Source organism: Allobosea sp. TBD101, from assembly GCF_059817965.1.
Genome location: NZ_CM187543.1, coordinates 3,125,069 through 3,138,563 on the forward strand (window position 1 = coordinate 3,125,069; position 13,495 = coordinate 3,138,563).

The 13,495-nt window shown below is 67.1% G+C and carries 13 protein-coding genes; 7 read left to right on the top strand and 6 right to left on the bottom strand.

Features of this window, described 5'->3' with window-relative positions; all coding sequences use genetic code 11:
- Positions 1-36 precede the first annotated feature (36 nt).
- Positions 37-1,356, top strand: a complete 1,320-nt coding sequence (gene rimO, locus AC6RIC_RS15320; protein WP_499732978.1) for a 30S ribosomal protein S12 methylthiotransferase RimO — start codon at positions 37-39, stop codon at positions 1,354-1,356.
- Positions 1,357-1,368: 12 nt separating this feature from the next.
- On the opposite strand, the gene AC6RIC_RS15325 is transcribed toward rimO, so the two are convergent.
- On the bottom strand, positions 1,369-1,749 hold the full coding sequence (locus AC6RIC_RS15325) for a hypothetical protein (RefSeq protein ID WP_488847863.1): 381 nt from the start codon (positions 1,747-1,749) through the stop codon (positions 1,369-1,371).
- 147 nt (positions 1,750-1,896) lie between these two features.
- Complete coding sequence (locus tag AC6RIC_RS15330) at positions 1,897-2,871, bottom strand: quinone oxidoreductase family protein (protein ID WP_499732979.1); 975 nt, start codon at positions 2,869-2,871, stop codon at positions 1,897-1,899.
- A 134-nt stretch (positions 2,872-3,005) separates the two neighbouring features.
- Here AC6RIC_RS15330 and AC6RIC_RS15335 point away from each other — a divergent pair, with 134 nt between their 5' ends.
- A complete protein-coding gene (locus AC6RIC_RS15335; RefSeq protein WP_499732980.1) occupies positions 3,006-4,181 on the top strand; it encodes a UbiH/UbiF family hydroxylase in 1,176 nt (391 codons plus the stop codon).
- Between the two features lie 177 nt (positions 4,182-4,358).
- Here AC6RIC_RS15335 and AC6RIC_RS15340 read toward each other — a convergent pair whose 3' ends face one another.
- Positions 4,359-5,480, bottom strand: coding sequence for a CaiB/BaiF CoA transferase family protein (locus AC6RIC_RS15340; RefSeq protein ID WP_499732981.1), 1,122 nt, complete (start codon positions 5,478-5,480; stop codon positions 4,359-4,361).
- Positions 5,481-5,550: 70 nt separating this feature from the next.
- A complete protein-coding gene (locus tag AC6RIC_RS15345; protein WP_499732982.1) occupies positions 5,551-6,522 on the bottom strand; it encodes an AEC family transporter in 972 nt (323 codons plus the stop codon).
- A gap of 273 nt (positions 6,523-6,795) precedes the next feature.
- Here AC6RIC_RS15345 and AC6RIC_RS15350 point away from each other — a divergent pair, with 273 nt between their 5' ends.
- Both AC6RIC_RS15350 and hspQ read left to right on the top strand, forming a co-directional pair.
- Complete coding sequence (locus tag AC6RIC_RS15350) at positions 6,796-7,845, top strand: HpcH/HpaI aldolase/citrate lyase family protein (RefSeq protein ID WP_499732983.1); 1,050 nt, start codon at positions 6,796-6,798, stop codon at positions 7,843-7,845.
- 111 nt (positions 7,846-7,956) lie between these two features.
- A complete protein-coding gene (gene hspQ, locus AC6RIC_RS15355) occupies positions 7,957-8,286 on the top strand; it encodes a heat shock protein HspQ (RefSeq protein ID WP_454657073.1) in 330 nt (109 codons plus the stop codon).
- A gap of 270 nt (positions 8,287-8,556) precedes the next feature.
- Here the strand turns inward: hspQ and AC6RIC_RS15360 are convergent, their stop codons facing one another.
- A complete protein-coding gene (locus tag AC6RIC_RS15360) occupies positions 8,557-9,318 on the bottom strand; it encodes an invasion associated locus B family protein (RefSeq protein WP_499732984.1) in 762 nt (253 codons plus the stop codon).
- Positions 9,319-9,559: 241 nt separating this feature from the next.
- Between AC6RIC_RS15360 and AC6RIC_RS15365 the strand changes: the two genes are divergently transcribed.
- The 3 genes from AC6RIC_RS15365 to AC6RIC_RS15375 all read left to right on the top strand — a co-directional run bounded on the left by AC6RIC_RS15365 (position 9,560) and on the right by AC6RIC_RS15375 (position 12,837).
- Complete coding sequence (locus tag AC6RIC_RS15365) at positions 9,560-11,410, top strand: extracellular solute-binding protein (RefSeq protein ID WP_499736612.1); 1,851 nt, start codon at positions 9,560-9,562, stop codon at positions 11,408-11,410.
- Between the two features lie 9 nt (positions 11,411-11,419).
- Positions 11,420-12,454, top strand: coding sequence for an AMP-binding protein (locus AC6RIC_RS15370; RefSeq protein WP_499732985.1), 1,035 nt, complete (start codon positions 11,420-11,422; stop codon positions 12,452-12,454).
- A gap of 71 nt (positions 12,455-12,525) precedes the next feature.
- Entirely contained in the window at positions 12,526-12,837 is a 312-nt protein-coding gene (locus tag AC6RIC_RS15375; RefSeq protein ID WP_499732986.1) for a hypothetical protein, read from the top strand.
- On the opposite strand, the gene AC6RIC_RS15380 is transcribed toward AC6RIC_RS15375, so the two are convergent.
- Positions 12,809-13,471 carry a ceramidase domain-containing protein gene (locus AC6RIC_RS15380; RefSeq protein ID WP_499732987.1) on the bottom strand — a complete coding sequence of 221 codons (663 nt, stop codon included), beginning with the start codon at positions 13,469-13,471 and terminating at the stop codon, positions 12,809-12,811. The genes AC6RIC_RS15375 and AC6RIC_RS15380 overlap by 29 nt on opposite strands.
- Positions 13,472-13,495 lie beyond the last annotated feature (24 nt).

The following is a 13,495-nucleotide window of genomic DNA, read 5'->3' on the forward strand; positions in this document are numbered from 1 at the left end:
GGCGCTTCCTGACATTCTGAACCGAGCCATCAGCCGATGAACGCCGTCGCGCCGAAAATCTCCTTCGTTTCGCTGGGCTGCCCCAAGGCGCTGGTCGATTCCGAACGGATCATCACCTCGCTGCGCTCCGAGGGTTACGAGCTCTCGAAGAGCCATGCCGGGGCCGACCTCGTCATCGTCAACACCTGCGGCTTCCTCGATTCAGCCAAAGCGGAATCGCTGGAGGCGATCGGCTCGGCCATGGCCGAGAACGGCAAGGTCATCGTCACCGGCTGCATGGGCGCCGAACCCGAGCAGATCCGCGACGCCTTCCCGAACGTGCTCGCGATCACCGGCCCGCAGGCCTATGAAAGCGTCGTCTCGGCGGTGCACCAGGCCGTGCCGCCGAAGCACGACCCCTTCGTCGATCTCGTGCCCGACCAGGGCGTGAAGCTGACGCCGCGGCACTACGCCTATCTCAAGATTTCAGAGGGCTGCAACAATCGCTGCACCTTCTGCATCATCCCGAAGCTGCGCGGCGACCTCGTCTCGCGGCCGATCGGCGACGTGCTGCGCGAGGCCGAGAAGCTGGCCAAGGCCGGCGTCAAGGAATTGCTGGTGATCTCGCAGGACACCAGCGCCTACGGGCTCGACATCAAGTACGCGCCCTCGATGTTCAGGGATCGCGAGATCCGCACCCGCTTCTTCGAGCTTGCCCGCGAGCTCGGCCAGATGGGGATGTGGGTGCGGCTGCACTACGTCTACCCCTATCCGCATGTCGACGAGGTGATCCCGCTGATGCAGGAAGGGCTGGTGCTGCCCTATCTCGACATCCCGTTCCAGCACGCCTCGCCCAACGTCCTCAAGGCGATGAAGCGCCCGGCCCATCAGGACCGCACGCTCGACCGCATCCGGAAATGGCGCGACATCTGCCCGGACCTCGCCATCCGCTCGACCTTCATCGTCGGCTTCCCCGGCGAGACCGAGGAAGACATGGACATCCTCGTCGACTGGCTGAAGGAAGCGAAGCTGGAGCGCGTCGGCGCGTTCAAGTACGAGCCGGTGAAGGGCGCGCCCGCCAATGACCTCGGCCTCGATCTCGTTCCCGAAGAGGTGAAGGAAGCCCGCTGGCACCGCTTCATGAAGGCGCAGGCGGAAATCTCCACCCGCATCGTCAAGGGCCGCGTCGGCAAGCGTATCCAGGTCATCATCGACGAGGCAGGACCGACGGTCGCCAAGGGCCGCTCGAAATGGGACGCGCCGGAGATCGACGGCAATGTCTATGTCGCGAGCCGCCGGCCTCTGCGCGCCGGCGACATCGTTACGGTCAAGATCGAACGCGCCGACGCCTACGATCTTCACGGCGTGGCTGTCTGAGCGAAACGTTCGTCAGTTCCTGAACTCGCAGATCCGGCGGATGACGCGGCCGTTGCGGTCACGCACGCTGTGGAGATTGTCGCCACAGCTTTCGGCGGTCACGACCGGAGGGGGCGGCTCGCGGCGAGGCGGTTCGTTGCAGGCGTAGGTCGTGCAGTTGGCTCCGCCGGCCTTGGCCGCGCCCCGGGCCTGCATACGCTCGTGATCCTGCAGGCGAATGGCGAAGACGGAGTTGTCGTTCTGCCCACCAGAGCTGTCGCTACCGCCGCCGCCGTTGCCGTTGCCTCCACCCTGCTGAGCCAGGGCGACGCCCGAGAGGGTGAGGGTCGCAAAGAGAAAACCGACGATCTGAAACCTGTTGGCCATGACGTCACCTCGAAGGGTTGTCAGCATCTCCTGCTGATACCCATTCGTTGCGGCGCCATGCCTGCAGGTTCACGAACCCACAAAAAATGCGCCCGGGGGCCCGGGCGCATCGCGTGAATGTCGTTCGACGTCATGCCGCTCAAGCCCGGACATGACGAGCTTTGGAAAGCGAGCTCAGGGGATCAGAACCGTCGAGCCCGTGGTGCCGCGCGACTCCAGCAGGCGGTGCGCGTCGGCCGCATCCTTCAACGGGAAGGTCGCGTTGACCGGCACCTTGACCTTGCCGCTCGTCACAGCTTCGAACAGATTCTTCGCCATCGCGATCATGGTCTCGCGCTTGGCCGTGTGGGTGTTGAGCGTCGGACGGGTGACATAGAGCGAGCCCTTGGCCGCGAGGATGCCGAGATTGAAGGCCTCGACCGCACCCGAAGCGTTGCCGAAGCTCGCCAGCAGGCCGAAGGGCTTCAGCGTGTCCAGCGACTTCATGAAGGTGTCCTTGCCGACGCCGTCATAGACCACATCGCAGAGCGCGCCGCCGGTGATCTCCTTCACCCGTGCCGCGAAATCCTCCTCGCGGTAGTTGATGACGTGATCGGCGCCATGCGCCTTGGCGAGTTCGGCCTTCTCCTTCGAGCCGACGGTGCCGATCACGGTCGCGCCGAGCGCCTTGCCCCATTGACAGAGAATAAGGCCGGTCGCGCCGGCCGCGGCATGGACGAGGATCGTGTCGCCCGGCTTCACCTTGTAGGTCCGGTGCAGCAGGTATTCGGCCGTCAGCCCCTTGAGCAGCATGCTGGCGGCGGCCTCGTAGGAAATCCCCTCGGGCAGCGCCACGACGGAAGCCGCCGGCACGATACGCTCCTCGGCATAGGCGCCGAGGCCTGCGACCACCGCGACGCGGTCACCGGGCTTGAATTCGGTGACATTGGGGCCGACGGCGAGCACGTCGCCGGCGCTCTCGTTGCCCAGCGTGAAGGGCAGTTGCGGCGCCGGGTAAAGGCCGGAGCGGAAATAGGTGTCGATGAAATTCAGGCCGATCGCCCGATTGCGGATCAGGATTTCGCCGGGACCCGGCTGCGGCAGGGTGACGTCGTCGAATTGCAGAACCTCGGGGCCGCCGGTCTTGTGGGCGCGAATGGCTTTGACCATGAAAGGCATCTCCTACGGATGGATGCCCCGACCATAATTCATCGTGCCGGAAAGGCATCCGTGCCCAACGCAGAACGCACCTTGCGACTTTGCGGCCCGTGGCCAAGACGCCGCGCATCGGCTAGCCAAGAGCGATGAGCACGGACATTGCCGATCAGGTCGATATCGCCATCGTGGGCGCCGGCGCCGTGGGCCTGGCGGCCGCTCTGGCGCTGAGCCGCGAGGGCCGCAGCGTCGCCTTGCTTGGCCCGGTCGCGACGCCGCGCGACGGACGGACCGTCGCCCTGCTCGACGGTTCCTGGCGGATGCTGGCCGAGCTCGGCGTGCAGGAGGCCTTGCTGGAGAAGGCAGCGCCGCTCGAGGTCATGCGGCTCGTCGACGATAGCGGCAGCCTGTTCCGCCAGCCGCCGGTCGAGTTCCGGGCGTCCGAGATCGGGCTCGAGGCCTTCGGCTGGAATATCGAGAATGCCGACCTGACCGGGCTTCTCGCCGAGAAAGCGAATGCGCTGGCCGGCTTGCGCATGATCCCCGGCTTCGTCCGCGCCATCGAGCCGGAAGCCGACGGCGTGCGCCTCTCCGGCGAAGGCTTCGCACCGCTGAAGGCCCGGCTCGTCGTCGGCGCGGACGGGCGCAACTCGCAGGTGCGCGCGGCGGCCGGCATCGAAAGCCGCGACTGGCGCTATCCGCAGGTCGCGCTGACCGCGATCTTCGAGCACGCCCGAGACCATCGGGAAACCTCGACCGAGTTCCACACGCGCAAAGGCCCCTGCACGATCGTGCCCCTGCCCGGCCGGCGCTCCTCGCTGGTCTGGCTCGTCGATCCCGAGGAGGCTCCGGCTCTCATCGCGCTCGATGATGCGGCCTTCGCTCTGCGGGTCGAGCGACAGGTGCAGTCGCTGCTGGGCGCGATGACGGTCTCGGGCCCGCGCGGCAAAGTGCCGATGGGCGGACTTTCGGTCGAGCGTTTCGGCGCCGGCCGCATGGCGCTGATCGGCGAGGCCGCGCATGTCTTCCCGCCGATCGGCGCGCAGGGGCTCAATCTCGGCCTGCGCGATGTGGCGGCCTTGGGCGAGGCCCTCGCGGGCGCGACGGATGCCGGCGCGCCGAGCGTCATCGCCGATTACGACGGGGCGCGGCAGGCCGATGTCCGGCTGCGCACCGGAGCCGTCGACATACTCAACCGCACGCTGCTGACCGATATGCTGCCGGCCGACCTGATGCGCGGCGCCGGCCTGCTGGCATTGTCGCGGATCGGGCCGCTCAGGCGGCTGGTGATGCGGCAGGGGCTGGCCGGCGGCGCGGCGCGCTAGACGCTGGTCGGCACTCGATCACGACTGCGTCGAACGATTGTCATTCCGGGGCGCACCGCAGGTGCGAACCCGGAACCCACGACCGGGTGAGACATTCAGTGTCGGGTTGCGAGCCGCTCGCCCAGTCGTGGGTTCCGGGTTCTTCGCTCCGCGAAGCCCCGGAATGACAACCGTTCGTCAGGCCTCGCCCAAAATTTTCCGCGTATCCGCCCCGCTCGCCGCGACCTTCCGCAGGCCGGCCGCCTGCTCACGGAAGACCGGCGCCAGCGGCAACGGCGTCGAGACGAGGCGCCGGCCACCGGGCTCCTCGACCTGCGCATCGAGCAGGCCGCGCGCCGACATCTGCGGGTCGGAGACCGCCTCCTCCAGCGTCCGCACCACCGTGCAGCAGCAATCGAGCGGCTCGACCAGCGCGCGCCAATAGGCGGCGCTCTCGCTGGCGATGATGGCGGCGACGCCCGCGCGCGTCGCTTCGGGGTCGCGGCGGTCGTCGCGCAGGCGCTCGTCGAGGCCGATGCCCTCGCAGAAGGCCTGCCAGAACTTCGGCTCGATCGCGCCGACCGCGAGGAACCAGCCGTCGGCGGTGGCATAGAGCCCGTAGCGCGGGCTTGCGCCGGTCAGCAGGCCCTCGCCGCCATCGGGAAAGGAGCCGGTCACCTGCCCCTGTGCCAGCCCATACCAGGCGAAGGTCGGCATCGCATCGGCCATGGCGATGTCGAGATGGCAGCCTTGGCCCGTCCGGTCGCGCTGGCGCAAGGCCAGCAGGATGTTGAGCACCGCCGGCATGGTGCCGCCAGCGATGTCGGCGACGAGCGGCGGCGGCAAAGGCGGCGGCTCGCCGCGCTTGAGCGACTGGCCGAGCAGACCGCCGAGCGCCTGATAGTTGATGTCGTGCCCGGCCTCCTGCGCCCGCGGGCCATGCTGGCCATAGCCGCTGATCGAGCAATAGATCAGGCGCGGATTGATCGCCTTCAGCGCCTCATGGCCGAAACCGAGCCGCTCCATAACGCCCGGTCGGAACTGCTCGATCAGGATATCCGCCTTCGCGATCAGCGGGGTGAGCCGCGCCAGCGCGTCCGGCGCCTTGAGATCAAGCTCTACACTCTCCTTGCCGCGATTGAGCACCGCGAAGGGCGCCGCCGTCTCGCCGAAACGCGGCGGAAAACCGCGCATATCCTCGCCGCCCGGCCGCTCGATCTTGATGACGCGCGCGCCGACCTCGGAGAGGAAGAGGCTCGCCAGAGGGCCGGGCAGGAGCGTCGAGAAATCGAGGACCAGCAGGTCGTCCAGCGGCAGCATCCGGATTCCTATCGCGCGGGCCGATTTGGAAGGTTCCTCAGGATGAGGGCTTGCTTTTCCAAACAGGCTCTCAATGAAACAGATCAGCCGCTATCCTGCCCGTCTTCACCAGCCACAGGAAGCCCGAGAGCGTGACCATCGAGACGATGGTGCCGACGAGGATACAGGCCGAAGCGCGCTCGACCCCGACCTTGTACTGCGTCGAGATGACGAAGATGTTCAGGGCCGGCGGCAACGCCGCCATGATGATCGCGGCGTAGATCCAGTTTGTCGGGATGCCGCCGACGGCCGAGAGCAGCACCCAGACCAAAAGCGGGTGCAGCAGGAGCTTGATGAAGACCACTGCCGGGACGCCGGCCGGCATCCGCTTCATCGGGCGGAGCGCCACGGTGACGCCGAGCAGGAAGAGCGCGCAGGGCGCCGCAGCCTGCGACAGCCACAAAACCATCCGGTCGAGCGCCACCGGTAGTTCGAACTTGAGATAGCTCGCGAGCACACCGGCCAGCGTCGCGACGTTGAACGGATGGGTCAGCACGCGCCAGACCACCTCGCCGGCTGTCGCCAGTAAGCTCTTCTTCTCGACGCCGGCAACCGCCATCAGCAACGGCACGAGCGAGAACAGCAGGACGCTGTCGAAGACGAAGATCAGGACGACCGGCGCGCTCGCCTCGGGCCCCAGCGCCGCCAGGATCAAGGGCGGGCCCATATAGCCGATATTGGAATAGGCCCCGGCGACGCCTTGCATCACCGCCTGCGGCAGGTCGCCCTTGGCAGCCTTCAACCCGATCGCCAGCGACAGGCTGAAAGCACAGAAGGTGGCGAAGGTCGTGCCGGCGATGAACTTCCAGTTGGCGAGCTCGCTCAGCGGCTTGTCGGCGATCAGGCGGTAGAACAGTGGCGGCAGCGCGACATAGATCAGGAAGAACTGCAGCCAGGCGAGCCCTTCCTCCGGCAACTGCTTGTAACGGCCGATGGCGAATCCCAGCAGGATAAGCCCGAAGAACGGCGCGACCAGATTGAAGATGCTGAGGAGGTCGGCCATCGGTGGCGTTTTCGTCCTGCGATGAAGGCGCCCGCTTTCGACCCGAACCCGGCGGACATCTGCATCTAGCGCATGGCTCGGAGGCGGCAAGGGCTTTTGCTGCGTGCTTGCCCTCCCTCGGCGCAACGAAGAGACGAGATACCTAGGAAATATTCCCCATCACTGTCCATAGGATTAATAGCCTAGGCATTCCAGCCTACCTGCCGCCGAAAGAACCATGGACGGCGCGTATGGTCTCGGCCACAGTCGCTGCATTGCAGCATGGAGCAGCCGATGACGACCAGGACGCCGCGCCAGTTCTTCCGCCCGCTCGCGATCGGCGCGCCTGAGCCTTTCCGCGAATTGCCACTGCGGCTCGAGCGGATGATCCATTTCGTTCCGCCGCACCTGGAGAAGGTCCGTGCCAAGGTCGGCGAGCTCGCCGGACAGGTCGATATCGTGCTCGGCAATCTCGAGGATGCGATCCCGGTCGAGGCCAAGCAGGCGGCACGCGACGGCTTCATCACCATGGGCAAGGCGGTCGATTTCGGCAAGACCGGCCTGTGGACACGCGTCAATGCACTGAATTCGCCGTGGTTCCTCGACGATATCACCGCGATCATGGGCGAGATCGGCGGCAAGCTCGATGTGGTCATGGTGCCGAAGGTCGAGGGGCCTTGGGACATCCACTATGTCGACCAGCTCCTTGCCCAGTTCGAGGCACGGCATCTGCTGCGCAAGCCGATCCTGATCCACGCCATCCTGGAGACGGCGGAGGGCGTGAAGAATGTCGAGGCGATCGCCACCGCCTCGCCACGCATGCACGGCATGAGCCTCGGCCCGGCCGACCTCGCCGCCTCGCGCGCCATGAAGACGACCCGCGTCGGCGGCGGCCACCCCGAATACAAGGTCATCGCCGACCCCTCCCCCGATGGCGGTCCTCGCGCTGTCGCGCAACAGGACCTCTGGCACTACACGCTCGCCAAGATGGTCGACGCCTGCGCCGCGGCCGGGATCAAGCCGTTCTACGGCCCCTTCGGCGATTTCGCCGACGAGGCGGCCTGCGAAGCGCAGTTCCGCAACGCCTTCCTGCTCGGCTGTGCCGGCGCCTGGACGCTGCACCCCTCGCAAATCGCCATCGCCAAGCGCGTCTTCAGTCCCGATCCGGCCGAGGTCGGCTTCGCCAAGCGGATTCTGGAGGCGATGCCGGACGGCTCCGGCGCCGTGATGATCGACGGCAAGATGCAGGACGACGCCACCTGGAAGCAGGCGAAGGTGATCGTAGACCTCGCCGCCCAGGTCGCCGCACGGGACCCGGATATGGCGCAGCGCTACGGAATGTGATGGGACAAACGGTCTCAATCGATTGATTTCGACGCATTTAGGACGCATTGCTTAAGCAAGGCGGCAAGACCTAAGCCGGCGGTGCATCGGCCGGCGCAAGATGGATCTGTCATGGAAGCGCGTTCGGCCAAGTTCAGGATCGGGCAGGTGGTGAAGCACCGCATCTACCCGTTCCGTGGCGTGATCTTCGACGTCGACCCGGTCTTCTCGAACACCGAGGAGTGGTGGATGGCGATTCCGGAAGCCATGCGCCCGTCGAAGGACCAGCCCTTCTACCACCTCTTCGCCGAGAACGAGGAGGCCGAATATGTCGCCTATGTCTCCGAGCAGAACCTCGTCGACGACGATTCCGGCGCGCCCGTGCGCCATCCCCGCGCCAAGGAATTCTTCCGCCGCGACCGCAAGGGCCGCTACAAGCTGGACCGCGCCGATCTGAACTGAGCTCGGCGGTCTTTCGTAACCCAAGATTGTCATTCCGGGGCGCGCCGCAGGCGCGAACCCGGAACCCACGACTGGGCGGAACATCAAGTGTTCGGTTGCGAGTGGCCCACCCGGTCGCGGATTCCGGGCTCTTCGCTGCGCGAAGCCCCGGAATGACAAAGGGCTGACCAGAATCATCCGGCAACCGTCCACAGACCCTGGCTGTCCCAAAGAAAAAGGCCGGCCCCGCGAGGGACCGGCCTTTTCTGTTTCAGGCGGTCGCGCCGTCGCTCAGGGCTTCGGCGGGGTCGCGGGCGCGGCGCCCGGAGCCGGAGCGGCAGCGCCGCCGGCGCCGAGGCGCTGGCGCAGCTCTTCCTGGCGCTTGGCGAGCTCGTCCTGGAGCTGCTTCTGCTGGTCCTCGAGCACCTTCGGATCGATCGCGGCGCCGTCGAAGCCCTTGGCGAAATCGGCCAGCGGGATGGTGAAGGTCAGCTCGCGGGCGCCCTGGTTCTGGACGCTGACGTTCAGGTTGGTGCCCTTCCGCATCGCATTGATGAAGTCGTCCTTGACCTGCGCCTCGGCGAAGCAGCCGTTCGGGAAGCAGATGGCATAGCGGCCGCCGGTCGGCTGCGCATTATCGACGCCGAAGCGGATGCCGGGCTGCAGAAGCAGGCCGAGCGGCATCAGGAAGCGCACGATCTTGTTGGCGTCGCCCTTGACGTCATAGACCGCGACGGCGAGCACCGGCTGGCCCTGGTCCGAGACGAAGTCACGGGTGGTGTAGCAGATTTCCTTGTTGGCGCCCTGGTCCTTGCCGCAGACCTTGGTCCAGCTCGTCTGCGAAGGCTCGGGCTTGACCTGGACGACGGTCGGGCCGGCGGCTGCGCCGGGCTGGGCGGGAGCGGCAGGCTGCTGGGCCGGCGCAGCCGGGCGGGTCGGCGTCGCCGGGCGCTGCGCCGGAGCCTGGGCGAAGCCCGCGACGGGCGCAAAGCCGATGGCCGTGCAGAGCACGAGGCCAAGCGCACGAGATGACAGGCGATACGAAGCGGACATTCTTGTCTTTCCTTACCAAGCGAATTCGGGATCACGACTTCGCAAGCCGCGCGCGTCACCGCTGATGGCCCAATCGCATGGGGCGCAGGCCATCGCAAGCCGTGCACATCAAGGCTGATTGAGGCGTTTGAATGACACCTTGCCCTCGCCTTTAGCGAGTTCGCCCCGAGGATTCCAGCCCGAATAGCTGCGTGACCCTGCTGCTCCCATGCTATTCTTGCGCAGGGAATCAGGTCGCGTGATGGAATTTCTTCAATTGCCCCAGGCGGTGAGCCGTCGAGGGGTCAACCTTCTACTGGCCTTGGCCCCGTTCGCCGTCCTGGCGCGCGGCCGCGAGGCGTTGGCCGATTCGGGCCCGCTGCGGCATGCCATCGCGATGCATGGCCTGCCGGCCCTGCCGTCCGGCTTCGCGCATCTGCCCTATGCCGACCCCAAGGCGCCCAAGGGCGGGCGCATCGTCATGGGCATCCAGGGCACCTTCGACAGCCTCAATCCCCTCGTCGTGCTCGGCGTCGCGCCCGATGCCGTGCCGAAATATGTCCAGCAGAGCCTGCTCTACCGCTCGGCGGACGAGCCTTTCACAGCCTATGGCCTGCTCGCCTCCGGCGTTTCGCTCGATGCCGACCGCAAGCAGCTCGCCTTCGAGATCGACGAGCGCGCGCGCTTTTCGGACGGCAGGCCGGTCACGGCCGAGGACGTGATCTTCACCTTCGAGATGCTGAAGGCGAAGGGCAAGCCGTTCCATCGCTCCAGCCTCGGCCGCGTGACCAGGGTCGCGGCGCCCTCGCCCCGGCGCGTCGAATTCGAGCTCGGCGATGGCTCCAATCGCGAATTGCCACTGGTGATCGGCGCGATGCCGATCTTCGCGAAGCACGCGACCAACGCTGAGACTTTCGGCGAAACAAGCTTCAAGCCGGCGCTCGGCTCCGGCCCCTACGCCGTCGAGGAGGTCCGTCCCGGCGAATCGCTCGTGCTGCGGCGGCGCAAGGATTTCTGGGCCGAGGATCATCCGCTCACGCGCGGGCTCTATAATGCCGACGAGATCCGCTACGATTTCTACCGGGACTCGAATGCGCTCTTCGAGGCGTTCAAGGCCGGGCTCTACGATGTCCGCATCGAGGGCGATCCGACGCGCTGGATGACCGGCTACGATGTTCCCGCCGTGCATGACGGGCGCATCCGGCAGGAAACCCTGCATTTCGACACGCCCAAGGGCATGACCGGTCTCGTCTTCAACACGCGCCGGCCGATCTTCGCCGATGTCAGGGTGCGCGAGGCGCTGGGCCTGCTGTTCGACTTCGAATGGGTCAACCGCAACCTGTTCCATGGCGTCTATCGCCGGGCCGGCAGCTTCTTCTCCGATTCGGACCTCTCGGCGCTCGGCGTTGCCGCCGATGGCCGGGAGAAGGCGCTGCTCGCCGCTTTTCCGGGCGCCGTGCGCGAGGACATCCTCGCCGGAAGCTGGCGCCCCTCGGAGACCGACGGCTCCGGCCGCGACCGCGAGCAGGCGCGCAAGGCGCTCGGCCTGCTCAAGGCCGCCGGCTACGCGCTCCAGGATGGCGTGCTGCGCAACGGCAGGGCTGAGCCCTTCGCCTTCGAGATCACCGTCACCAGCAGGCCGCAGGAGCGGCTTGCGCTCAACTATGCGCAATCGCTTGCCCGGCTCGGCATCGCGGTCTCCGTGCGACTGATCGACGACGTGCAGTATTGGCGGCGCCTGTCAGCCTACGATTTCGACATGATCCAGTGGACCTGGCCGGCCTCGGCCTCGCCGGGCAACGAGCAGATCGGGCGCTGGGGCTCGGCCAATGCCGCCCGCAACGGCTCGCTGAACTATGCCGGCGTGAAATCGCCCGCCGTGGACGCCGTGCTGCAGGCCCTGCTCGGCGCCCGCGAGCGCGAGGATTTCGTCGCGGCGGTGCGGGCGCTCGACCGCTTGCTGATCTCCGGCTTCTACGTCGTGCCACTCTATTACCTGCCCGACACCTGGATCGCCTTCGCGCGTGGCGTCGTGCTGGCGGGGCGGCAGCCGGCCTATTTCCTCTCCAACGAGCTGCTGGCCCGCCTCCCGGCGGCAGCCCCGGCGAACTAGGACGTGCCGATGCGGGCGGAACAGGACGAAGCCTCAGCCTTGCTCGACGGTCTCGATCTCGACACCCTGCTCGCAGCCCTGACCCGCAATCGCGGCTACGACGCGGCTTTGCGCGATCCGCCAGGCCGGCGCGGCTGGAGCGACGTCACGCCGGGCTCGGTCAATTTCCTCGACCTCGACGAACGCATCGACCGGCTGGCGCGCCTGCTCGCCATCAACAAGGGCACGCCGGGCGCAAGTGTCGCGATCCTGGCGCCGCTGGGGCCGGAGGCGATCGTCTCGATCCTGGCGAGCCTGCGTGCGGGCCTGTCGCCCCTGATGCTACCCTTGCACGGCAACGAGCTCGAACTGCTCAAGCTGATCGAGGCTTCCGGCGCGGTGATGGCGCTCGGCGTCAGCCGGGTCGGGCCGCTGCGGCCTTTGCTCATGCTGCGCAATCTCGCCATGCGGGCCTTCGGGACACGCTTCGTCGGTGGCTTCGGTCCGGACGTGCCGGACGGCGTCGCTCCGCTCGACATGCTGATGGCCAGCCCGACGCTGCATCCGCTGCCGCAACTCGCCGAGCGACCGGTGTTGCAGATCGCCGACGGCGTGTCGCTGCAGGGGCCAATCGTGCTGCCGGAGCGGGAATTGCTCGGCAAGGCGCTCGAGATCTCGCGTGTACTGAAGCCGACTGTCTCGTCGCGGATCGTGACGACGCTGGTCGGCGGCGACCTTGCCGCGCTGGCAAGCGGACCAGGCGTGGCGATGCTCAGCGGACTCGAACTCCTGCCGCTCGGCCTGTTCAGCCTCGGCGACCTGCAAGCCTGTCTCGAAGGCGGGCGCAGCGTCCATCTGGTGCTGCCCGGCGCCATGGAGCCGGCGCTGGCGCATTCTCGGCTCGCCGGGCATCCGGCGCTGGCGAGCCTGGTCTTCGTCCACCGGGCCAATGAGCCACGCGGCCTTCCGGCGATCGACCGGCCAGATGTGGCGATCGTCGATATCGAGGCCCATTCGGCCGGGGACGTCACGGTGAGCAAGCGGCAGGGATCTTCGGTCGCCTGACGCCCCTTGATCCGGAACTCCGACAGTTGTCTCGCGTTGATAGGCGGGGCGTCTTCCTTGGAGTGGCAGCCATGCTTGCCGCCGTTCTCGCCCTTCTGTCTCTCTCAACAAACCCTGTGGCCGGCGGCGCCACTCCCGTCGCCGATTCGCCGCCGCGCTTCGACATCGCCGAGTCATGCCGCGATGTCGGCAAGTCCGGCACCGATATCGGCCGGCCCGCCAGCGCCTGCCGGGACGACGAGGAGCGGGCCCGTGATACACTCACTGCGCGCTGGGCCGAGTTCCAGCCGGCCGCCCGCACGACCTGCGTCGAGGGCGCGACCCAAGGCGGGCCACCGAGCTATGTCGAGGTGCTTACCTGCCTGGAGATGAAGAAGCCGTGACGCCAAGGCTCTCGCCGGTCATCGCCGCGCGCAGGAGCAAGTAGAGCACCGACGCGTTGAGCAGGTGCCAGAGCCAGTGCGTGCCGAGCGACAGGCTGCCGCAAAGCACGCCATCGATGCTGCGCATCGTCAGCGAGACGGCGAAAAGACCCGCGGCAAGCGTCAGCAACCGGCACGGCTCACGCAAGGCCGGCGCGCGCAACATCGCGAGCGCCATGCCGATCAATCCGAGCAGGAACGCCGCATAACCGGCCGAACCGACCGTTCCGACTGGCAGGATCGCCCGCCCCACGGCCGACAGGCCCAGCGCCAAAGCGAGGAAGGCGAGCGTTCCAGCCGCCGCCATCGCGCCCGACAATCCGAGAAAGCGCCTCAGCGCGAAGGCGAAGAACTGTATCGGCACGACATCGGCCAGCAGCGTCCAGCGATTCGGGATGGTGTGGAACAGGAACGAGCCGATGCCGATGGCGAAGACGAGGCCGATCAGGACGAGCGTGACCGCGTCGCGTCCGCCCTGCCGGCGCCACAGCCAGAATCCCGCCAGCGCGGCTACGAGGAAAGCGACGTTGGTCACCGCATTCAGGGGCTCGGCCCAGAAGCTGCCATCGATCCGCTCGCAATAGCCGAACTGCATCGCCCCGCCCGTCAGCCTCTCACC